General features: G+C 70.3%; 20 protein-coding genes and 1 pseudogene. 5 read left to right on the forward strand and 16 right to left on the reverse strand.

Annotated features, from left to right (window positions below; translation table 11 throughout):
• Positions 1-47 precede the first annotated feature (47 nt).
• Genes ABTX24_RS13080 through ABTX24_RS13095 form a run of 4 tightly spaced genes read right to left on the reverse strand, consistent with a single transcriptional unit; the run spans position 48 to position 2,675 of the window.
• A complete protein-coding gene (locus ABTX24_RS13080) occupies positions 48-893 on the reverse strand; it encodes a septum formation family protein (protein WP_160028268.1) in 846 nt (281 codons plus the stop codon).
• Between the two features lie 2 nt (positions 894-895).
• Positions 896-1,729, reverse strand: coding sequence for a septum formation family protein (locus tag ABTX24_RS13085; RefSeq protein ID WP_160028270.1), 834 nt, complete (start codon positions 1,727-1,729; stop codon positions 896-898).
• Positions 1,730-1,788: 59 nt separating this feature from the next.
• Positions 1,789-2,277, reverse strand: a complete 489-nt coding sequence (locus tag ABTX24_RS13090) for a flavodoxin family protein (RefSeq protein WP_160028272.1) — start codon at positions 2,275-2,277, stop codon at positions 1,789-1,791.
• The gene (locus tag ABTX24_RS13095; protein WP_160028274.1) at positions 2,277-2,675 is read right to left on the reverse strand and encodes a pyridoxamine 5'-phosphate oxidase family protein; all 399 of its coding nucleotides are present in this window, start codon (positions 2,673-2,675) and stop codon (positions 2,277-2,279) included. The genes ABTX24_RS13090 and ABTX24_RS13095 overlap by 1 nt, the downstream gene beginning before the upstream one ends.
• 181 nt (positions 2,676-2,856) lie before the next feature.
• Here ABTX24_RS13095 and leuA point away from each other — a divergent pair, with 181 nt between their 5' ends.
• Entirely contained in the window at positions 2,857-4,617 is a 1,761-nt protein-coding gene (leuA, locus tag ABTX24_RS13100) for a 2-isopropylmalate synthase (protein WP_350840124.1), read from the forward strand.
• Here leuA and ABTX24_RS13105 read toward each other — a convergent pair.
• Positions 4,598-5,575 (reverse strand): DMT family transporter, encoded by a 978-nt coding sequence (locus ABTX24_RS13105; RefSeq protein WP_350840126.1) that lies wholly within the window; start codon positions 5,573-5,575, stop codon positions 4,598-4,600. The two genes, leuA and ABTX24_RS13105, sit on opposite strands and share 20 nt — an antisense overlap.
• 67 nt (positions 5,576-5,642) lie before the next feature.
• Between ABTX24_RS13105 and pdxR the strand changes: the two genes are divergently transcribed.
• Positions 5,643-7,019 (forward strand): MocR-like pyridoxine biosynthesis transcription factor PdxR, encoded by a 1,377-nt coding sequence (gene pdxR / locus ABTX24_RS13110; RefSeq protein WP_350840128.1) that lies wholly within the window; start codon positions 5,643-5,645, stop codon positions 7,017-7,019.
• Between the two features lie 6 nt (positions 7,020-7,025).
• Here pdxR and ABTX24_RS13115 read toward each other — a convergent pair whose 3' ends face one another.
• From ABTX24_RS13115 to ABTX24_RS13125, 3 genes are all read right to left on the reverse strand, one after another.
• Positions 7,026-8,762, reverse strand: coding sequence for a serine/threonine-protein kinase (locus ABTX24_RS13115; protein ID WP_160028282.1), 1,737 nt, complete (start codon positions 8,760-8,762; stop codon positions 7,026-7,028).
• Positions 8,763-8,840: 78 nt separating this feature from the next.
• Complete coding sequence (locus ABTX24_RS13120; protein ID WP_350840130.1) at positions 8,841-9,665, reverse strand: ion transporter; 825 nt, start codon at positions 9,663-9,665, stop codon at positions 8,841-8,843.
• A 91-nt stretch (positions 9,666-9,756) separates the two neighbouring features.
• Positions 9,757-11,229: an HTTM domain-containing protein gene (locus ABTX24_RS13125; RefSeq protein WP_350840132.1), complete on the reverse strand. Its 1,473-nt coding sequence runs from the start codon at positions 11,227-11,229 to the stop codon at positions 9,757-9,759.
• A gap of 98 nt (positions 11,230-11,327) precedes the next feature.
• Here ABTX24_RS13125 and recO point away from each other — a divergent pair, with 98 nt between their 5' ends.
• The 3 genes and pseudogenes from recO to ABTX24_RS13140 all read left to right on the forward strand — a co-directional run bounded on the left by recO (position 11,328) and on the right by ABTX24_RS13140 (position 14,142).
• On the forward strand, positions 11,328-12,056 hold the full coding sequence (recO, locus tag ABTX24_RS13130) for a DNA repair protein RecO (protein ID WP_141805688.1): 729 nt from the start codon (positions 11,328-11,330) through the stop codon (positions 12,054-12,056).
• Between the two features lie 342 nt (positions 12,057-12,398).
• Positions 12,399-13,217: pseudogene (locus tag ABTX24_RS13135) on the forward strand (YibE/F family protein); the annotation flags it as partial.
• 130 nt (positions 13,218-13,347) lie between these two features.
• Positions 13,348-14,142, forward strand: coding sequence for an isoprenyl transferase (locus ABTX24_RS13140; RefSeq protein ID WP_350840134.1), 795 nt, complete (start codon positions 13,348-13,350; stop codon positions 14,140-14,142).
• Here the strand turns inward: ABTX24_RS13140 and ABTX24_RS13145 are convergent.
• The 8 genes from ABTX24_RS13145 to bioB form a co-directional block, all read right to left on the reverse strand.
• Positions 14,139-14,531 (reverse strand): Fur family transcriptional regulator, encoded by a 393-nt coding sequence (locus ABTX24_RS13145; protein ID WP_160028290.1) that lies wholly within the window; start codon positions 14,529-14,531, stop codon positions 14,139-14,141. The two genes, ABTX24_RS13140 and ABTX24_RS13145, sit on opposite strands and share 4 nt — an antisense overlap.
• Positions 14,518-15,537: a metal ABC transporter permease gene (locus ABTX24_RS13150; protein WP_160028292.1), complete on the reverse strand. Its 1,020-nt coding sequence runs from the start codon at positions 15,535-15,537 to the stop codon at positions 14,518-14,520. The genes ABTX24_RS13145 and ABTX24_RS13150 overlap by 14 nt, the downstream gene beginning before the upstream one ends.
• Complete coding sequence (locus tag ABTX24_RS13155) at positions 15,537-16,352, reverse strand: metal ABC transporter ATP-binding protein (protein WP_350840136.1); 816 nt, start codon at positions 16,350-16,352, stop codon at positions 15,537-15,539. The genes ABTX24_RS13150 and ABTX24_RS13155 overlap by 1 nt, the downstream gene beginning before the upstream one ends.
• Positions 16,349-17,317, reverse strand: a complete 969-nt coding sequence (locus ABTX24_RS13160) for a metal ABC transporter substrate-binding protein (RefSeq protein WP_350840138.1) — start codon at positions 17,315-17,317, stop codon at positions 16,349-16,351. Before ABTX24_RS13160 ends, ABTX24_RS13155 begins: the two co-directional genes overlap by 4 nt.
• 11 nt (positions 17,318-17,328) lie before the next feature.
• Positions 17,329-17,976 (reverse strand): dethiobiotin synthase, encoded by a 648-nt coding sequence (gene bioD / locus ABTX24_RS13165; RefSeq protein WP_350840140.1) that lies wholly within the window; start codon positions 17,974-17,976, stop codon positions 17,329-17,331.
• A 115-nt stretch (positions 17,977-18,091) separates the two neighbouring features.
• Positions 18,092-19,210 carry an 8-amino-7-oxononanoate synthase gene (locus tag ABTX24_RS13170; protein WP_350840142.1) on the reverse strand — a complete coding sequence of 373 codons (1,119 nt, stop codon included), beginning with the start codon at positions 19,208-19,210 and terminating at the stop codon, positions 18,092-18,094.
• 1 nt (position 19,211) lies between these two features.
• On the reverse strand, positions 19,212-20,534 hold the full coding sequence (gene bioA / locus ABTX24_RS13175; RefSeq protein ID WP_350840144.1) for an adenosylmethionine--8-amino-7-oxononanoate transaminase: 1,323 nt from the start codon (positions 20,532-20,534) through the stop codon (positions 19,212-19,214).
• Positions 20,515-21,687, reverse strand: coding sequence for a biotin synthase BioB (gene bioB / locus ABTX24_RS13180; RefSeq protein WP_350840146.1), 1,173 nt, complete (start codon positions 21,685-21,687; stop codon positions 20,515-20,517). The genes bioA and bioB overlap by 20 nt, the downstream gene beginning before the upstream one ends.
• Between the last annotated feature and the right edge of the window lie 47 nt (positions 21,688-21,734).

Here is a 21,734-nt window from a genome sequence, read left to right on the forward strand (position 1 = left end):
GCCCGAGAAGTGCAGGAATACCCGGTTAACCGGGTATTCCAACAGCCCTAGCTCGGCGCCCAGCAAATCCCGTACGTCTGCCCGCCCTGCCACTGCTCGGCGCTGGGGAACTCCCAGGACCACTCGTACTTGAGCGGGTCGTCGGCGACCTCGGCGGCCGCGGCCTTGCAGTCCTCGGCGCCGGCGCTGTTGACCTTCGACTCGCCGGGGTACTTCCCGGAGCCGAGGTCGATGACCGACAGGGCACGCCAGGTGTGCTTGAGGGAGCAGGGGACGCGCTTGAAGGACTCGGACTTCGGCGAGGCCGTGCCGCACATCCGGAACGGCTCGGCGGTCTTGGAGTCGCCCAGGACGCCCTTCATGTTGCCCTTGAGGGTCATCAGGGCCTGGGGACCGGCGATGCCGATGACGTCGCAGCGGAACCAGTTGGCGCCGGCCTCGGACTCCTTGATCGTCGGCGTGAACCAGACCGGGCGCAGCATCGAGAGGCGCAGGTCGTCGGCGTCGCCACCGAGGTACTTGGTGACCTTGTTGGGGCACGCCTCGGCGACCTGGGCCGCGACCTGCTCCGAGTCGACGGCGACGAGGTGGCCGTCGACGACGTTCCTCAGTCGGCCCACGGCGTACGTCTGGGTGGTGTGCTTGCCCTTGCAGGAGACCGCGGTGCCACCGGCGGTCGGGGCCAGCGCCTCGTCGTAGGTGAGGTTGTAGCAGGCCCCCTCCTTCGGGGAGGGCGCCGCAGATGCGGAGGCGGACGGAGGCGCCGACGAGGGTGACGGAGCCGACTTCGGCTCGCCCCCGCCGCATCCGGCGAGAGCCATGGCCCCCACGACGACGAGAGCGCCCCACAACGGCGCCGCTCGCTTCGGGCTCCGCTTCAGCGTGTCTCGCATGCTCACTCCTCGGTCACCGCCCAGCAGACCGCCCAGCGGTTGCCGGCGTTCCACTCCTTCTCTCCGAACCATGTGTACCCGTAGTCAAAGCTTTCCGGGTAACCCATCCAGGCCTGGACCGAGCCCTTGCAGTACTGCGAGGCCTTCTTCTTCGACTCCGCCACACCGAGGAACTTGGTCTTGTCCTCGCCCAGCTTGATGGTCGTCACCGCCCGCATCTGGTGCGGCTCGGAGCAGGGCACCTTCGCGGAGGCGACCGTCTTGCCCTGCGCGCACACCATCCAGCGGTCCTCGATGTCCTCGATGTTCTTGACCTTGAGGAGGTTGCGGGTGGTGGTCGGCAGGTCGACGTACTCGGCGCCCTGCTGGCCGCCACCGACCACGTCGCAGCGGATCCAGCGCGCGCCCTCGTCCCAGGCCTTCTCCGAGGGGCCGAAGTAGACGTGGGAGAGCATCGAGCGCATCAGCACGCTCTGGTTGGTGCCGACGTACTTCTCCAGCAGCTTGCGGCACTGGCTGAAGGCCCACTCGTTGACCTTCTCGTCGCCGTACTCCGCGTCCTTGAACTCGTCCGGGAGCGGTCCGGCGCCGAAGGTCTCGGCGTTGTGCGGCTCGTCGCAGGCGACGTACTTGTCGAAGTTGTAGGCCTCGGCGACGTCCTCGTGGGTGAGGTTGCGGCACTTGCCGACCTCGGGCAGCGCGGTCGAGTCCACCTGCTTCGGGTCCTCGCCCTTGGCAGCCGCCCGATCACCACCGCACCCGCTGAGCGCGAGGACGGCGAGCACCACGATCAGGAGCGACACAGATGTCGTACGTCTGGGGGTATGGCCGATCACGGGGATCGACTCTACTTGCGAATCCTGAGCAGGGCCGAAAGCCCAGAGCGGGGCACAGCTCAGTCGAGGACGGCCGCGAGCGTGGCTCCCAGCTCGTACGCCGCCTCGACATGCGCGTCCTCGACGTCGCCCAGGACGTCGAGGATGTCGTAGGACTGGGCCCACCCGAGCGCACCGACGATGGACTGCACCGAGCGGATCGCGCCGGTGGTGTCGTAGCGGCCGTGGACGTAGAAGCCATAGGGCCGCTTGGCGGTGGCACCCGCCGACTCACCGGCGCCGCCAGAGGGGTCGAGCGCGCCGCCCACGTCCAGGAAGATCGAGTCGAAGAAGTGCTTCAGGGCGCCCGACATATAGCCGAAGTTGGCGCTCGTGCCGAGGACATAGCCGTCGGCGGCCAGGACGTCGTCGGCCGTCGCCTCCAGCGCGGGTCGTACGACGACCTCGACCCCCTCGATCTCGGGATCGTTGGCGCCGGAGACCACCGCGTCGGTCAGACGCCGCAGCGACCGGGTGGGGGAGTGGTGGACGACGAGCAGGCGAGGCATCAGCCGTCAGCGCCCAGACGGCGGCCGGTGACCTCCTTGGGACGCAGCCGTACCCACAACGGACGCGGCCCGGCCGGCCAGGGGTGGAGGTTCTTGACGAGGTCGGGGATCTGGTCGTCGCGGTAGAGGATCTCCGCGTGTCCCTTGAACAGCGCCGACCAGCCCACATGGGTGTCGGGGTCGAGGTCGTCGACCAGCAGCGCGACGGCGCTTTCGTCGATCTGCTCGGCCATCGAGGAGTGCGCGGAGGTGCGGATCCAGAGCGCTTCCTCGTGCACGACGTGGTTGACCGGTAGCACCACCGGGCCGCGCGGGCCGGTCCAGCCGATCCGGGACACCTGGGTGTCCGTCGCGAGCCGCCAGGACTCCTCGACCGTGAGCTCTTCCAGTTGGGCCACGCCTGTTCCTCCCCTTGGTTGTCACTTCGGTGCCAGTCTGCCAGTTCTGTTCTGTTATTGTTACCGAGTCATGATGCGCAGCCTCCTCCTTAGCTGCCGCAGCGGGGTCTGAGAAAGCCGGACTCCCTCGCTGCGGAGGTCCGACGTGCGCCGGCACTCGCTCCCACCTGATGAGGACTCCATGACCAACCTGAGCAACTCCAGCAACCAGCAGAAGCCGTCGGGGATGCCGTTCGAGCGCTATCGCGCGTTCGTGCCCGTCGACGTACCCGACCGCACCTGGCCGACGAAGAAGATCACCAAGGCTCCGCGCTGGCTCTCCACCGATCTGCGTGACGGCAACCAGGCCCTGATCGACCCGATGACGCCGGCCCGCAAGCTGCGGATGTTCGAGCTCCTGGTCGCGATGGGCTACAAGGAGATCGAGGTCGGCTTCCCGTCGGCGTCGCAGACCGACTTCGACTTCGTGCGCAAGCTGATCGAGGACGACCGGATCCCCGATGACGTACAGATCTCGGTCCTGACGCAGGCGCGTGAGGACCTCATCTCGCGCACCGCCGAGTCGATCGCCGGCGCTCCGCGCGCCACGATCCACCTCTACAACGCCACCGCCGAGCTGTTCCGCCGGGTCGTGTTCAACGTGACCCCGGCCGAGTGCATCGGGATCGCGGTCCGCGGCACCGAGATGGTGATGAAGTACGCCGAGGAGCACGTCCCCGAGCTGATCGGCACCGAGGACTTCGGCTACCAGTACAGCCCGGAGATCTTCACCCAGACCGACACCGACTACGCGCTCGAGGTCTGCGAGCGGGTCTCGGACGTGTGGCAGCCGGAGGCCGGCCGGGAGATCATCCTCAACCTGCCCGCCACCGTGGAGATGTCCACCCCGAACACCTACGCCGACCAGATCGAGTACTTCGGCCGGGGCCTGACCCGCCGCGAGCACTCCGCCATCAGCCTCCACCCGCACAACGACCGCGGCACCGCGGTCGCGGCCACCGAGCTGGGCCTGATGGCCGGCGCCGACCGCGTCGAGGGCTGCCTGTTCGGCCACGGCGAGCGCACCGGCAACGTCGACCTGGTCACCCTGGGCATGAACCTCTTCTCCCAGGGCATCGACCCGCAGATCGACTTCAGGGTCGGCGGCGGCATCGACGAGATCCGCCGTACGGTCGAGTACGTCACCAACATCAACGTCCACCCGCGCCACCCCTACGCGGGCGACCTGGTCTACACCGCCTTCTCCGGCTCCCACCAGGACGCCATCAAGAAGGGTCTGGAGGACCTCGACCGGATCGCCGCCGAGGCCGGCAAGCCGACCAGCGAGATCCCGTGGGAGGCGCCCTACCTGCCCATCGACCCCAAGGACGTCGGCCGCACCTACGAGGCCGTCATCCGGGTCAACAGCCAGTCCGGCAAGGGCGGCGTTGCCTACCTGCTCAAGACCGAGCACTCCTTGGACCTGCCGCGTCGCGCGCAGATCGAGTTCAGCCGCGTGGTCCAGCAGCACACCGACACCGAGGGTGGCGAGGTCAGCCCCGAGGAGATCTGGTCGATCTTCTCCGCCGAGTACCTCGAGCGCGAGGAGCCGTACGCCCTGGAGAGCTGGTCCTCGGTGACCGACGCCGAGGGCGGCGACGAGCAGGTCGTCGACCTGCGGGTCCGCGGCGAGGAGCGCACCTACAAGGGCGTCGGCAACGGCCCCGTGGCCGCGTTCGTCGACGCGCTGAAGGAGGCCGGCGCCGAGATCCGCGTCCTCGACTACGCCGAGCACGCCCTCTCCGCCGGTGGCGACGCAGCCGCGGCCGCGTACGTCGAGTGCGAGATCGCCGGCGAGATCGTCTGGGGCATCGGCATCCACGAGAACATCGTCACCGCCTCCCTGCGGGCCGTCGTCTGCGCGGCCAACCGCGCCCAGGCGGTCACGATCCCGCGCGGCTGAGGTTCTGCCGGGACCTGCCGAGTCGGCGCGTTCGAACGCGCCGACTCGGCGTCCCGGGCAGCCCGATCACCAGACCCACGGCGACGACCGCGGTGCCCAGCCACACCATCGGTCCGGGGACGATCCCGTTGAGGGGTACGCCGAGGCCGGCCGCGGCCACGGGCACGACGCCGGTGAGCAGGCCGGCGCGCCCGGAGCCGAGCCGCCCGACCGCGGTGAACCAGAGCAGGAACGCGAGCGTGGTGACGACCACGGCCAGATGGAGCGCGGCGAGCAGGTCGACGGCGTCGAGCGTGGTGACGGCGGCCGGTCCCTCGGCCACGACGCCGATGAGGGCCATGCCGGCGGCCGCCATCCACACCGAGTGGAACGAGACGCCGAAGGCACCCAGGCGAGCGAGGACCGGCACCGCCAGCAGCGTGAAGCCCGCCTCGCAGACGAGGACGAGGATCGCGTAGCCGATGCCCGCCGCATCGGTCCGTCCGAAGCCCTGGACCAGGATCGCTCCCGTCGTCACGACCGTGGCGCCGATGATCACCGGGCGCGCCGGGAGCGTGCGGGTCGCGATCGCCGGGACGACCGCGAGCAGCATCGGGACCGCGGCCACGGCCACCCCGATCACCGCCGGTTCGGCATGGGCGACGCCTCGGACGACGCCGACGTTGAAGAGCACCAGCCCCACGGTCGCCACCCCGGCCAGCCAGAGCCACTCGCGCCCGCGCGGGCGCGGCACCCGCCAGCCGGTGACGCGCGCGACCACGAGCAGGAGCAGGGCGGCGAGGGCGTAGCGGACGCACTGGAGGGTGAAGAGCGGAGCATCCGTGATCGCCGCCGAGACCGCGACGCTGCTGCCGACGCAGACCATCCCGGCCGCGGCGAAGGCGATGCCGATCAGGGTGCCGCGGTGCAGCGCTGTTCCGTCGGCGGTATCGGGGTGTGGGAGGGCTTCGGTGGTCATGTCTACCAGGTTCGCTCGCACTTGGTCTGGCAGACAGATCCAAACCATGTGTGACAGAGTGGACCAAGTGACGGGAGCGGACTTCCTCCAGCTCGACCCGGCCGGGGTGCAGCCGGGCGGCCTGGCGACCTGGCTCACCGGTGCGCTTCGCGACGCGGTGGCCGACGGCCGGCTCGCGGTCGGCGCCCGGGTGCCGGCATCGCGCACCCTCGCCACCCAGCTCGGCGTCTCGCGCGGGGTGGTGGTCGAGGCGTACCAGCGGCTCACCGACGAGGGACTGCTCTCCGCCCGCAGCGGCGGCGGCACGCGGGTGAGCGCGGTCCCCGGAGCCGTACGCCGCCTCGGTGCCGCCACGCGCCTGCCGACGCCCGACCTGGACCTCTCCCCGGGAGTGCCCGACCTCTCGGCCTTTCCGCGGGCCGCGTGGGCGAAGGCGTCACGGGAGGTGCTCACCGAGATCGGCAGCGCCGACCTCGGCTACGGCGACCCGCGCGGCGTGCCGGCGCTGCGGGAGGCGCTCGCGGTCTGGCTGGGCCGCACCCGCGGCCTCACGGTCTCTCCCGACGAGATCCTGGTGATCAACGGCGTCGCCCAGGGACTCGTGCTCCTGGCACGCTGGCTCGAGGAGCGCGGCCGGACCAGGGTCGGCTTCGAGGAGCCGGGATCGTACGGCGGCCGCGTGCACCTGCAGCGGTGGGGGATGACGACGGTCCCGGTGCCGGTGGACGGCGAAGGTCTGGACGTCGCGGCGCTCGATGCCAGCGGCGTCGACGCCGTCGTGGTCACGCCCGCGCACCAGTTCCCGACCGGGGTCGTGCTCTCCCCGCAGCGGCGCCGGGAGCTGGTCGAGTGGGTCCGGGCGGTGCCACACCGGCTGGTGATCGAGGACGACTACGACGCCGAGCACCGCTACGACCGGCCGCCGGTCGCGGCCGTGAAGGTGCTCGCACCCGACCAGATCGTCCACCTCGGCAGCGTCTCCAAGACGCTCGCGCCCGCGATGCGGATCGGCTGGCTGGTCGCCCCGTCCGGGATGCAGGAGGAGCTGGTCGAGGCGCGCTACTGGCTCGACCTGGCCAGCCCGGCCCTACCCCAGATCACCTTGGCGCGGATGCTCACCTCGGGTGCCTTCGAACGGCACCTGAGGCTGGTCCGGCAGCGACACAAGGCTCGCCGCGATGCACTGCTCGAGGCGCTCGGCGAGCATCTCCCGGCGGTTCGGGTCGGAGGCGTCGCGGCCGGGCTGCACGTGCTGGCGACCCTCCCCGACGGCGTCGACGACGCGGCGGTCGCCGAGGCGGCGCTCGAGGCGGGCATCGCCGTCCACCCGTTGAGCCGGCACCGAGAGGGTGAGGGGCCGCCCGGCCTGGTGATCGGCTACGCGGCGACGACCCCTGACCGCCTCCGGGAGGCGGTCAGGCGCCTGGCGCCGCTGATCTCCTAGGGTCTCCTAGGAGCCGACGTCGTACTTCGCGCAGAGGCCGATCCGGCTGCCGGAGTTCCAGGCAGACTCGAACGGAGGCTTGAACATGGTCGCGTCCGTCGGACAGCCGGCCAGACCCTGGGCGTTCGTCTCGGCCTGGTCGGGGTAGGCGTCACCGGTCATCTCGAAGGTGTCGACCACGACGTAGTCATGGGTCGTCCCGCAGCGAACGATCTTGTCGACGGTGCTGTCGATGCACGCTCGCAGGTCCGCCGGGGCCGGGATCGGGTCCTCGGGCAGGTCGACCAGCGGGGCCTTCAGGACCGTCACGACGATGTCGCACCTGACATAGCGGTCGCCGTCGTTCCAGGTCGACTCCTTGGGCCAGTACCAGTTCACCAGGTAGGCCGTGCGGGCCATCATCTCGGGACGCAGCCCGAGCCCGGTCTCGATGCGGCTGTAGCAGGCGGCGCCGGCGGCCTCGTTGTCGTTGTAGTTCTCGACGTCGGTGGCCACGTGGAACGTGTAGAGCGTGTGCGGCTCCGCGCAGTCGACCGGGGCCGTCTCGTCGACGAACGTGTTGCCCGCGTCGAAGTCGAGGTCGCGGCACTCACCGGCCTCGGGGATGTCGCTTCCGGCGCTGCTCACCAGATAGATGAGGCCGCCGATCAGGCCGATGACCACGACCGCGGCGATCGCGCCACCGACGAGCAGCCCGGTGCGCCGCTTCGGCCGCCGCTGGGACCCGGCGCTCGTCGGAACGGTGGTCGGCTGGTCGAACGGCGATCCGGTGGGTGGCCTGCTGGGCGGCCCGCTGGGTGGTGGTCCGCTGGGCGGGCCGACGGGCGGCACGGGGGCCGCCGACTTCTGCCACGGCGAGGTCGAGGTGGGCGGCGGAGGCTGAAGCGCGGTGGGGGTGTGTGGCGCGCCGGCGGCACCAGCGCCCTGGACCGCTGCGCGAAGGGCGTCGCCGAAGGAGCGGGCATCGGGCCAGCGGTCCTCGGCCCCGGGCTCCAGCGCCCGGCCGATGGCCTGGCTGATCGAGGCGGGAAGGGGACGCACGGTGCCGGCTTCGGGCACCCGGGAGGTGAGGCCGAGCGCGGGGGCGGGGGAGCGGCCGGCGAGCAGGGCCCAGGCGACGGCGCCGAGGGCCCGTACGTCGGCGCGGTGGTCGATCGGCAGCGACGGGTCGAGCTGCTCGGGCGCCATGTAGGACGGGGTGCCGATGTCGCGGGTGACCTCGTTGAGCGAGTCGAGCGAGCGGGCCACGCCGAGGTCGGCGATCATCACCCGGCGGGCCCCGGCGGTGCCACCGGAGGTCTCGGAGGTGAGCAGCAGGTTGGCCGGCTTGATGTCCCGGTGGATCACCCCGCGTGCCTTCAGCGCCATCAGGCCGTCGGCGGCCTGCGAGACGATGTCGGCGACCTCGCGCACGTCCAGGCCGGCCGGCGAGCCCTTGAGCAGGTCGGCGACCGAGCCGCCGTCGGCGTACGACATCACGAAGAAGGGGATGCCGGTGGACGTCTGACCGATGTCGTAGACACGTACGACATGGGGCGAGTCGACCGAGCGGAGCAGCCGCGCTTCCTGGAGGAATCGCTTGTGGATCTCGGGGTTCGACACCCAGCCGGGGGAGAGCGCCTTGACCGCGACATGGGAGTCGAGATCGGGGTCGTAGTAGAGCCACACGGAGGCGAATGCGCCGGCACCGATGTGGCGGACCTGTTGTAGCCGCCCGAGATGTGTCGGGAAGGTCGCGCTCATGGCCGAATCATGCCCTGAATCCGACCCGACGGGCCGCGGTGACACCTACTTCAGTCGGTTTCGCAAAGAAAACGAGACCTACTTCCCGAACCGCTCCTGGTCGCGCTTGACCGCGGCGTGCTGGTCCGATCCGACGTTCTCCCGCAGCTCCTTGGCGGACTCGCGGATGGCGTCGGAGATGATCTCGTGGACCCGTGGGTCGGCCAGGCCCTCGTCGACCAGGCGCAGCACCGTATCGGCCACGAGACGGACGACGTCGTCGTGGAAGGGGAGGTATCTCAGCTTCCCGGTCGCCTGGTCCTGGCGGATGAGGTCGACGATGAGCGTGTCGATCTCGGCCCGGTTCTCCTCGATCGCGCTGGAGATGTGCCGGGTGTAGTTGCCGGTCTGGATCACCGCGATCACCTCGTCGAGCACCGCGACCGTGATCGGCTTGCGGATCGCGTTGACGATCGCCCCCGAGAACCTCCCCACCACGTACGCCGAGACGCGGTCGCCGAAGGCCCGGTCGGCCGCACGCATCAGCCGGAGCAGGATCAGCACGATCCGCAGCAGCCGGAGGCCGCGGAAGGCCGGGCTGGCGGCGACACCGAGCGGGATCATCCCGAGCAGCTCGTACCAGTAGAGAAGAGGGAACTTCCACCCGAGCCCCGAGCGGGTCCAGCGCCACACGAACTCGATGGCGAAGACAGCGCACACGACGTAGTCCGCGGCGACGACCCGGTCGTACCAAACCTGCGGCACGTCCCAGAACGTCACCCACACGGCCGCCGCGACCGAGACGATGGCGAGCGCCAGCATCAGCCAGTCGACGACCGTGACCGGCGGTCCGGCGGCGGTGCCGGGCTTGCGGTCGTCGTGCGCGGGGTCGGTCGGCTCGGTCACGATGCCTGTTGAGCTCATGACCGGCACGATAGGAGACGAGCCGACCGATCACGGTCACCCACACGCGTCGTTGCCATCGTGTGGCTGCGACGTGAGGTCGGCAGCGTGGTCACTGGGTGCAGGCGACCTTGCCGTCTGGGACCGAACGAAACGAGAACACCCTGCCCAAGAACGGGCTGTAGGAGAACTGGGGTTCATATCCGATGAACTCGCCGTCGACCTTCTCGATGCGACGGATCTGCCCATAACAGCTGCACTCCACGGAGATGTCGTCCTTCGCGCTCAGAATCCGCTCGAACTCGAACCGGGTCAACGAGTGCTCGGCGTCAGCGACCGCGGCCAGCTCGGGGTCATCGGTCTCGATGACCTCGACCAGGTCGCCCTGATAGTCGCCGATCTGGATAGCCGGGCTGATGAACCAATGGTTCGTCCGGCCGTCCTCGGTCCAGAGGTTGCTGAACATCGTGAACGATGTCTGTGTCTTGAAACCGAGGTAGGGGAGGCTGCCGTTCACCAGGACGAGCAAGGTCACGCCCCACAGCACGGGCGATCCGGTGAACAGCGGGTCGGAGACGGCTATGGCACGCGGCCCGTCGTTGCGTACCACCGTGAGCAGGGACCGAAAATATATGACGATGAGAACCACGAGGCCGAGGAACCACAGGCCCACCCGGGCATAGGTGAAGGCCTCGTCGTCCCCGATGGCCCTGGATGTGAGCGTCACGGCGACCATCAGGACGCCGACCGCCACCGCACCGCTCGCGACGGTCGCGACCAGGTGGCGTCGTAGCCGACGAAGGCTGTCGCCGACCAGGTCGCTGGCTGCGTTGGCGACCTCGGGACTGAGGAACAAGGCGTACGTCGCGACGGCGGCGTAGCTGAACGCCTGGATCGCCGCGATCGGGACCACCGCGAGGGAGAGGTGGAACAACAGCCCGATCGGAATGGCGAGGAACCGAGTTCTGCGGAAGGCGAGCAGCAGCCCCAGGCCGATCTCGGTGACCAAGGTGCCGGCCGTGACCGGAGTCGCGAGCCACGCCACGACCGCGCTGTTCTGCTCGGCATGGAGGGCAGTGCCGAGCAGCGTGGTCGCGCAACCCACCATCGGGTCGAAGAAGTCGGTGTTGGCCTTCGCGATCCCCGACCACAGGTACATGACGACCACGGCACCGCGGGCCGGACCCGCGAAGGCTTCGTACGTCGCCGAGCGGATGCCGAGCTCGGCTCGACCGCGTCTGCGCCGCATCCACCCGATGGCCAGCGCGCCGAGCAGGATCAGATTGATGCAGTCCTCGAGCAGATGATGATTGACCTGATAGGGCAGGTGCGCCCAGGAGTAGGCCAGGTTGAGCACGACCATCGTCGCGAGCGCCAGGGTGCGGTTGGGAAGGACGATGGCCACGAGCGTTGCCACCAGAAGCAGGCCGAACAGGGCGTCGTGGGGAAAGTACTCATAGGTGAGGAGCTGGATCAGACCCTGTCCGGCCCAGAGCATGGTGAACAGGCTGAGCTGGTCGAAGGTCAGCCTTCGAGTCCGTACGTCGGCCACGGCGAAGGTGGACCGAGGGCTGATCCTGGGCATGGCGCATTATGATCTGGTTTCTCGCCGGATTATCTGGTTTCTCGGCGACGCGGACCCGGCGGCACCCGATGGCCAGGCGAGTGCTGCAGAATGGGACCGTGCCCCTCTACCGCGACGAGGCCATCGTGCTTCGCACCCACAAGCTCGGTGAGGCCGATCGCATCATCACCATGCTCACCCGTCACCACGGACGGGTGCGTGCGGTGGCGAAGGGCGTGCGGCGCACCACCTCGCGGTGGGGTTCGCGGCTGGAGCCGTTCACCCACGTCGACCTGCAGTTCGCCGAGGGGCGCAACCTCGACACGATCACCCAGGCCGAGACGCTCACCCTGTTCCACGCCGGGATCGGACTGGACTACGACCGCTACACCGCCGGCACCGCGATGCTCGAGACCGCCGACCGGCTGGTCCACGAGGAGGGCGAGCCGGCGCCGCAGCAGTATCTGCTGCTCGTCGGCGGGCTGCGCGTGCTCGCCCAGGGCGACCGGCTGCCTCGGCACGTCCTCGACTCCTACCTGCTCCGCTCGCTGGCCGTCGCCGGCTACGCGCCCTCTTTCGAGGCGTGCGCGAGGTGCGGCCTGGAGGGTCCGCACCGGTGGTTCAACGTCTCCATGGGCGGCGCGCTGTGCACGACCTGCCGGGTGCCGGGATCGGCGACACCCTCGCCCGAGACTCTCAGTCACCTCGGTGCGCTGCTCTCAGGTGACTGGGATACCGTCGGCGGCGCCGAGGACCGGACCAGCAGGCAGGCGAGCGGGTTGGTCGCCGCGTACCTCTCCTGGCATCTGGACCGCAACCTGCGCTCGCTGGAATACGTCGAGAGCTGAGGAACGATGGCCCACTCCCACGGCCACTCCCACGGTGGGCATGACGCCGAGGTGGAGGTCGAGGCCCTGCCGCGGATGGTGCTGACCGTCTCGCTCGTGCTCGTGGCCGTCATCACCGTCGTCGGAGTGGCCCTGTGGTGGCCCGACCGCGCCGCGGTCGAGAAGCTCCAGGGGTCGCAGGAGTTCGTCGCCGACGGCGTCGTCTTCGAGACGGCCGAGATCACCTCGGTCGCCGAGCCGTGCAGCGCCGAGGGCACTCCCAAGGGCTGCAACACCGCCGCCGCGACGCTGACCAGCGGACCCGACACCGGCGCCGAGGTCGCGGTGGAGATCTCGACCCCGATGGCCCGCTCCGGGCTGGAGGCCGGCGACGAGGTCGAGCTGTCCCGCACCGAGAAGGAGGGGGAGGCGACGTACGCCTTCTTCGACGTCAAGCGTGGGCCGCCGCTGCTCCTGCTGGTCGGCCTCTTCGTGGTCTGTGTGGTGGCGGTCGCGCGCATGCGCGGGCTGATGGCGGTGCTCGGCCTGGGGTTCGCGGGAGCGGTGGTGTGGCTGTTCCTGCTGCCTGCGCTGCTCTCCGGTGAGCCCGCGGCGTGGGTCGCGCTGGTCTCCTCGGTGCTGATCCTCTACGTGGTGCTCTACACCACCCACGGGTTCTCGGTGCGTACGTCGGTGGCGCTGGCCGGCACCCTGGCCGGAGTCACGGTGACCGCGCTGATCGGCACCTTCGCGATCGGTGCGAGCCGGCTGTCCGGGCTGGGCTCGGAGAGCGGTCAGACGCTCTCCTCGCTCGACGCCGCGCTCGACCTGCAGACCCTGCTGGTCGCCGCGGTGATCATCGCCGGCCTCGGCGCGCTCAACGACGTCACCATCACCCAGGCCTCCGCGGTGTGGGAGCTGCGTGCCGCCGGCCCGGACGCCTCGCGCTGGGACGTCTTCCGCGGCGCGATGCGGATCGGCCGCGACCACGTCGCCTCGACGATCTACACGATCGTGTTCGCCTACGTCGGCAGCGCGCTCACCCTGCTGCTGGTGATCCAGCTCTACGACCGCACCTTCCTCTCGCTGCTGACGACCGAGCAGATGGCCGGCGAGATCGTCGCCACCATGGCCGCGGGCATCGGGGTCGTCCTGGCGATGCCGATCACCACGATCATCGGCGCGCTGACCGTCCCCGGTCCGGCCGGACGACCCGAGGAGATGGAGTACGACGTGCCCCGGCGTCCGATGCCCCCGCCCAGGCCGCAGCCTCCCGGGCCGCAGCCGCCTCCTGGCTATCGCCCGACTAGGGTTGCACCTCGTGAGCAAGCCGGTCCGTACCCCAACACCCCACCCGTCCGGGGCTACCCCGCCCCCGGTCCCCAAGGACCTCGTCCCGCGCCACGTGGCGATCATCATGGACGGCAACGGCCGATGGGCCAAGGAGCGTGGCCTCCCCCGGACCAAGGGCCACGAAGAGGGTGAGTCCTCGCTCTTCGACGTCGTCGAAGGTGCCATCGAGATCGGCGTGAAGGCCATCTCGGCCTACGCGTTCTCCACCGAGAACTGGTCACGCTCGCCCGACGAGGTGAAGTTCCTGATGGGCTTCAACCGCGACGTCATCCGCCGCCGCCGCGACGAGATGAACGAGCTCGGGGTCCGGGTGCGCTGGGCCGGTCGCGCGCCGCGGCTGTGGAAGTCCGTCATCAACGAGCTGAAGGTCGCCGAGGAGATGACGAAGGACAACACCGTCTGCACGCTGACGATGTGCGTCAACTACGGCGGTCGTGCCGAGCTCACCGACGCCGTGCGGCGGATGGGGGAGGACGTACGCGCCGGGAAGCTGCGTCCGGAGAAGATCACCGAGAAGACCTTCGAGCGCTACCTCTACGTCCCCGACCTCCCCGACGCCGACCTCATCTGGCGCACCTCCGGTGAGCAGCGGCTGTCCAACTACATGCTCTGGCAGGCGGCCTACTCCGAGTTCGTCTTCACCGACGTGCTGTGGCCCGACGTCGACCGCCGCCACCTGTGGCACGCCATCGAGACGTACGCCTCCCGGGACCGCCGCTACGGCGGCGCGCTGCCGAACCCGGTCCAGCCCTAGCGGCAGTCGGTGCAGGTGCCGAAGATCTCCAAGGTGTGGGAGACGTCGGTGAAGCCGTTGTCCTCGGCCATGGTCTTGGTCCAGCGCTCGACGGCAGGGCCCTCCACCTCGACGGTGCGGCCGCACTGACGGCAGACCAGGTGATGATGATGGGTGTCGGAGCAGCGGCGGTAGATCGTCTCGCCGTCCTCGGAGCGCATCGCGTCGACCGCGCCGGCCTCGGCCAGCGCCGTCAGCGTGCGGTAGACCGTGGCCAGGCCGACGGCACCGTCCAGACGGGAATGGATCTCCTGGGCGGAGTGGAAGCCGTCGTACGCCCGTAATGCCTCGGCCACGGCGAGCCGCTGCTTGGTGGGGCGCAGGGAGCTCGGCGGATCAATGCTCGTCATAGTGCTCTCCCTCCGTGCCGACGTGCGCCGCGTGCCGGTGCCCGTCGTGGATGTAGTCGACGTGGTCGCCGTGCTCGACCGCGACGTGGCCACACTTCTCGCCGTGGTGGTGCGGGTGGGCCTCGTCGACCGGCTTCTCCACGGGCTCGGTCTCCGGGAACGGGGCCACCAGGGCCCGCCGCCGGCGCAGCCAGGCGCCGATCGGCCAGACCAGGAAGAAACCGGCCAGCGCGACCAGCACGATGCTCGGGCCGGGCTGGACGTTGGCGCCGGTGCGGGAGAGTGCGGCCGCCAGCACGAGGCCGCCGACCGAGGCGACCAGGCCGGCGCCCATCGCGCCGAGCAGTGTCATCCGGAACGACCGGGTCAGCTGCTGCACGATCGCGACCGGCACGACCATGAGTGCGGAGACGAGCAGCAGCCCGACGGTGCGCATCGCGATCACCACACTCAGGGCCGCGAGCACGGCGACGAGGATCGAGTAGAACCGCACCGGCAGCCCGGCGACCTTCGCGTAGTCGGCGTCCTGGGAGACCGCGAACAACTGCGGCGAGAGGCCGACACAGATCACGATGAGCACCACCGCGAGCGTCATCGTCACGAGCAGGTCGTCGACCGAGATCGTCAGGATCGAGCCGAAGAGGAACTCCTGGAGCCGGGAGGCGCCGGTGCCGGCCAGCCCGGTGACGAAGATGCCCCCGGCGAGCCCGCCGTAGAAGAGCATCGCCAGGGCGACGTCACCTTCGGCGTGGCCGCGCTCGCGTACGACCTCGATGACCACGGCCCCAGCGATGGCCACGACCACCGCGGCCCAAGTCGGCGAGGTCTGGGTCCACAGGCCGATCGCGACGCCGGTGACGGCGACGTGACCGATGCCGTCGCCCATCAGCGCCAGTCGTCGCTGCACGATGTAGGTGCCGACCGCGGGAGCGGCGATCCCGACGAGGAACGCCGCGATCAGGGCCCGCTGCATGAACGGCACCGAGAAGAGCTCGAGGAGAGTCATCAGAGCTCCTTGAGGGGGGTCGGGACGGCGGCGTTCGGGTTGGGGGTCGAGGCGTCGTCGCAGTGGACGTGACCGGCGTCGAAGCCCTGGGCGTGGACGTCGGCATCGGAGAGGGGCGGGCCGTCGTAGGCCTTGCGCCCGTCGCGCATGACGACGGCGCGGTCGACCAGCGGAGCCAGCGGCCCGAGCTCGTGGGCGACCAGCACGATCGTGGCGCCGTCGTCCTTGAGCCGGCCGAGAGCCCCGGCCAGCGCGTGCTGGTTGGGCAGGTCGACGCCGGCGGTGGGCTCATCGAGCAGCAGCAGCTCGGGACGGCCGGCGAGCGCCCGCGCGATCAGCACCCGCTGGTGCTGACCGCCGGAGAGCTGGGCGACCCCGCGGTGGGCGTACGCATCCATCCCGACGACCTCGAGCGCCGCCCGGATCGCGGCCCGGTCGGCGCTGCGCAGCGGCCGCAGCAGCTTGCGATGGGTGAGCCGGCCGGAGGCGACGACCTCCCAGACCGAGGCGGGTACGCCGCCGGTGGCCGTGCTTCGCTGCGGCACGTAGCCGACCCGCGACCAGTCGTGAAAGCCGGCCAGGGGGCGGCCGAACAGCTCCAGGCGACCGGCCGAGAGCGGGTTGAGGCCGACCAGGGTGCGTACGAGCGTCGACTTGCCGGAGCCGTTGGCGCCCATCAGCGCGACGAACTCACCGCGCTTGACGGTCAGGTCCACCTCGCGAAGGACGGGACGTCCGGACAGGGCGACATCCCCGTGCAGGAGCTGCACGGGGACATCGGCGGGGACGGTGCTTCCGGTCCCTGATCTGGTCACTGACAACCGTTGGCCGCCTTCAGGGCGTCGAGGTTCTGGCGCATGAGGGAAAGGTAGTCCTCTCCCTCGGTGTCTGCCGAGAGGCCCTCGATCGGGTCGAGCACCGCGGTCTTCAGACCGAGGTCGTCGGCGAGGGTGTCGGCGAGGGCCGTGCTGACCAGGCGCTCGGAGAAGATCGTGGTCACGCCGTGCTCCTTGGCGTGCTCGCCGATCTCGGCCAGCTGGGCCGGGTTGGGCTCGGCGTCGGGGGTCAGACCGGCGATCGACTCGAACTCCAGGCCGTACTTGTCCAGGTAGCCGAAGGCGTCATGGGAGACCACGACGTCCTTGATCTTGCACTGGGCCAGGCCGGTCTTGAACTCCTCGTCGACCGTCGTCAGGTCCTCGGTCAGCGACTTGGCGTTGGCCTCGTAGGTCTCGGCGTTGTCGGGGTCGGCCTTCACCAGAGCGTCGCGTACGCCCTCGGCGTACTGCGCCATCAGCAGCGGGTCGTGCCAGAAGTGGGGGTCGGACTCGCCGTGGGCGTGCTCGTCCTCGGCGGCGGCCTCCTCGCCCTCGGCGTGCTCGTCCTCGTGGCCCTCCTCGGCCTTGCGGAGCTCGACGAGCTTCTCGACGTCGACGACCTCGCCCTTGACGTCCTGCTCGACCGCGTCGTCCACGGCGGGCTGGAAGCCGTGCTCGGTGAGGATCAGGTCAGCGCTCTGCAGCGCGGCCGTCTGGTTGATGCTGAGCTCGAGGTCGTGCGGCTCGACGCCCGGCTTGGTGAGGGGGGTGACCTCGGCCAGGTCACCCGCTACCCGCTCCGCGACGAACTCCAGCGGGTAGAACGCGGCTGCGATCTGGACCTTCCCCGAGTCGGAACCGGAGGCGGAGGAACCGGAGTCGTCGGAGAGGGCGGCACAGCCCGAGGTGAGCAGGAGTGCGCCGGCGGCAAGGAGGCCTACGGAGCGGGTAGTGGGGGTCATGAGAACCATTCTCAGGTCAGTTGAGAATGGTTGTCAATTCCTTCCGGGATGCCGAACAGCAGGGGTACGCCGGTCACACGGGGCAGGTCGATGCGGTTGCACCGTTCGGCCAGCCCTGGATCGCCCGGCCAGGAGCCGATGATCAGCCCGTCGGGCTCGTGCCCACGAGCGCGCAGCGCGGCCACGGTCAGCTCGGTGTGGTTGAGAGTGCCGAGTCCCGCCGCGGTGACGACGATGAACGAGGTCGGTACGCCGCCGGCGAGGAGTGCGTCGGCCAGGTCCAGGAGCGTGCCGCCGTCGGTGTCCAGGCGTACCAGCAGACCACCGGCACCTTCGACGAGAACCAGGTCGTTCTCGCTGGTCAGGGCCGAGATCGTCGGAGCGTACGCAGCGACCGGCGGGATCTCCACCCCCGCCCGCCGGGCGGCGGTGTCGGGTGCGAGCGGCTCCTCCAGGCTGGTGAGCTCGTGGACCTCGATCCCGGTCAGCCGGTGGATCTCCGCGGCGTCGCAGTCGCCGTCAGCGGTGCCGGTCTGCACCGGCTTCACGACCGCGACCTTATCGCCGTTCGTACGTGCCCGGGCTGCCAGGGTCGCCGTCGCGACGGTCTTGCCGACGCCGGTGTTGGTGCCGGTGACGATCACCACCCGCCCGCTCATGCCATGCCTCGGGATGCTGACCGAGTTACCTCGGTGTCGGTGCACTTCCTTCGTGGAGTTCCGCGAAGGAAGTGAGCGCTGACCGAGTTACCTCGGTGAACATTCGGCCGCTCGCTCACCGCACCTCACCCACGATCGTGTCGATGGCCTTGGCTGCCCGCTCCCACTCCTCGGCGGTGACGCCCGCCCCGGCGGTGATCCGCAGCCGGGAGACGCCGTCGGGGACCGACGGCGGGCGGAAGCAGCCGACACGTACGCCCTCGGCGAGCAGGGCCGCCTGCGCGGTGACCGCTGCCTCGGGCGACGGCATCGGCACCGACAGCACCGCGCCGGCGGGGGCGGGGATCCCGAGGGTCCGGGCCAGGTCGGTGACGCGAGTGCGGATGGTGTCGGCGAGGTCCGGTCGAGCGCGCGCGATCTGCGCCGCGGCCAGGGCTGCGGCGGCGGAGGCGGGCGCCAGGCCGGTGTCGAAGATGAACGGGCGGGCGGTGTTGACCAGATGGTCGAGGACCGCTTGCGGCCCCAGGACGGCTCCGCCCTGGCTGCCGAGGCTCTTGGAGAGCGTCGCGGTGACGAGCACGTCGGGCCTCCCGGCGAGACCGTGGCGGTGGACGAGCCCCGGTCCGTGCACACCGACGCCGTGGGCCTCGTCGACGACGAGCAGCGCGCCGTGCTCCGCGCAGACCTCGGCCAGCTCCGTCAGCGGCGCCTCGTCGCCGAGGACCGAGTAGACGGACTCGGCCAGCACCAGGCTGCGTACGCCGGGACTTGCGGCGAGCGCCGCCCGGACCGCCGCCACGTCGTTGTGCGGCACGACCGTCAGCTGCGCCCGGGACAGCCGCACCGCGTCGATCAGCGAGGCATGGATGTGCGCGTCGGAGACGACGTGCGCGGTCCGGTCGGCGAGTGCGCCGACGACCGAGAGGTTGGCGTGGTAGCCGCTCGAGAACGTCAGCGCGCCCGGCTGGCCGAGCCAGTCGGCGAGCTCGGCCTCCAGGTCGCCGTGCAGGGTCAAGGTGCCCGTGACCAGCCGAGACGCACCCGCGCCACCGCCCCAGAGCATCGCCGCCTCGGCTGCGGCGCGGCGTACATCGGGGTGCTGGGAGAGCCCCAGATAGTCGTTGCCCGCCAGGTCGACGACGGCGTCGTCGGGTCCGCGCGGTCGCAGTCGCCGGGTCAGCCCCGCCTCCTCCCGCGCGGTGGCTGCCTCCTCCAGCCAGGTCTGCCACCCCATCTCAGGCCACCTCCGCGGCCGCGGCGACGGCCCGGCAGATGCGGGCGAGGTCGTCCTCGCCGGTGATGTAGGGCGGCATCGTGTAGATCAGGTCGCGGAACGGCCGGATCCAGACGCCCTCACGCAGCGCGGCGTCGGTGGCCTTGGCGACATCGACCGGATGGTCGAGCTGGACCACGCCGACGGCGCCGAGGACGCGGACCTGGCTGACGCCGGGCGCGGCGGCCAGCGGAGAGAGGCCTGTCGAGAGCGCGGCGGAGACCCGGCGTACGTCCTGCTCCCAGCCGCGGGCGGCCAGCAGGTCGAGCGAGGCCAGCGCCACCGCGCAGGCGAGCGGGTTGCCCATGAAGGTCGGCCCGTGCATGAGCACGCCCGAATCGCTCCGGGAGATCGCGTGCGCGACCTCGGTGGTGGTCAGCACCGCGGCCAGGGTCATGTAGCCGCCGGTGAGCGCCTTGCCGAGGCAGAGGATGTCGGGGGTGACGAGAGAGGACACGAAGAGGTCGCCGGTGCGGCCGAGGCCGGTGGCGATCTCGTCGAAGATCAGCACCAGGCCGTGCTCGTCGGCGATCTCGCGGAGCACGACCAGGCACTGGTCGTCGTAGACCCACATCCCGCCGGCACCCTGGAGCCGTGGCTCGAGGATGATCCCGGCGAGCTCGTGGGCGTGCTCGGCCGCCAGGCGGCGTACGCCCTCGGCCCATGCCTCCACGTCGCCGCCCGGCGCGGGCGGGCGCTCGGCGAAGACCTGCGGCGCGAGCATGTCGGTGAACATCGAGTGCATCCCGCCGACCGGGTCGCAGGTGCTCATGCACCCGAAGGTGTCACCGTGGTAGCCGCCGCGCACGGTCAGCAGCCGGGTCCGCTCCGGCCGACCGCGGCCGCGCTGCGACTGCAGCGCCATCTTGATCGCCACCTCGACGCTGACCGAGCCGGAGTCGGCGAGGAAGACGTGCTGCAGGGGATCCGGGGTCATCGAGACGAGCCGCTCGGCGAGGGCGATCGCCGGGGCATGGGTCAGGCCGCCGAACATCACGTGCGCCATCCGGCCGGCCTGCTCGGCGAGCGCGGCGTCCAGCTCGGGAACCCGGTAGCCGTGCACCGCGGACCACCACGACGACATCGCGTCGACGACCTCGAGCCGCTCGCCGTCGTGGTCGGAGAGGTGGAGGCGTACGCCCTCGGCGCCGGTGACGAGCCGCACCGGTGCCGGGTCGGTCATCGAGGTGTAGGGGTGCCAGAGGTGCTCGCGGTCGAACGTGAGCAGATCGTGGGCCCGATCAGCGCCCAGATCGATGTCCTGATCAAGCGTTGGCAGCGACATCGGTCCCCGCTCCGCGGCGCCGGATCACCGGGCCGCCCTGCTCGTCGTGACCACCGCATGCCCCGCCAGAAGCAGAGCCGCAGCCATCACCGCAGCTGCTGCCGCACCCGCCCGCTGCGCGCGCGGCCACCTTGGTGCGGTGCTCCTCGATGAGCTCGCCGAATGCGCCCTCGTCCATGCCGAGGATGATGAAGCCGTTGTCGCGCAGCATCTCCAGGTCGGCCAGCGCGTCCTGCCCCTCGGAGGTCAGGTAGTCACCGAGGAAGATCGAGTTGGCCACCTGGAGGGCAAGAGCCTGCAGCGAGCGCAGGTGCATCTCGCGGCCGCCTGCGATCCGGATCTCCTTGTCCGGGCAGACGAAGCGCGCCATCGTCAGGATCTTCACGCAGCGGGTGGGGGAGAGCTCCCAGGTGTTCTCGTACGGCGTCCCGTCGAACGGCATCAGGAAGTTCACCGGGATCGAGTCGGCGTCGAGCTCCTTGAGCGCGAAGAGGGCCTCGACGAGCTGCTCGTCGGTCTCGCCCAGGCCAGCGATGAGGCCCGAGCACGGCGAGAGGCCGGCGTCCTTGGCCTTGCCGATCGTGTCGACGCGGTCCTCGTAGGTGTGGGTCTGGACGATGTTGTCGTGGTTGGACTCGGCGGTGTTGATGTTGTGGTTGTACGCATCCACCCCGGCGGCCTTGAGCCGCTCGGCCTGGCCACCCTTGAGCAGCCCGAGACAGGCGCAGACCTCGACGCCCTCGTGTGCGTCCTTCAGTGCGGAGGTCATCTCGACGACCTTGTCGATGTCGCGGTCGGACGGTCCGCGGCCCGAGGAGACCATGCAGACGCGGGTGGCGCCACCACGCAGCCCGGCACCGGCCTGCTCGAGGGTCTCGTCCTTGGAGAGCCAGGAGTACTTCAGGACCGGCGCCTGCGAGCCGAGGGCCTGGCTGCAGTAGTTGCAGTTCTCCGGGCACAGCCCTGACTTGAGGTTGACCAGGTAGTTCACCTTCACGGTGTTGCCGAAGTGCTCGCGCCGCAGTCGCCCCGCCGCGGCGACGACGCCCATCAGCTCCGCGTCGGGCGTACGCAGCACGGCCACTGCGTCCTCCGCGGTGGCGGCCCCGCCGGACAGGATCCGGTCGGCTAGCTGGTCGAAGGCTGTCGTCATGCGGGAGTCTCCTCGGGATGGCTACCTGAACAACGTTCAGTTGAACG

The organism is Nocardioides sp. NPDC127514, assembly GCF_040302125.1.
In the GTDB taxonomy this organism is placed as follows: Bacteria; Actinomycetota; Actinomycetes; order Propionibacteriales; family Nocardioidaceae; genus Nocardioides.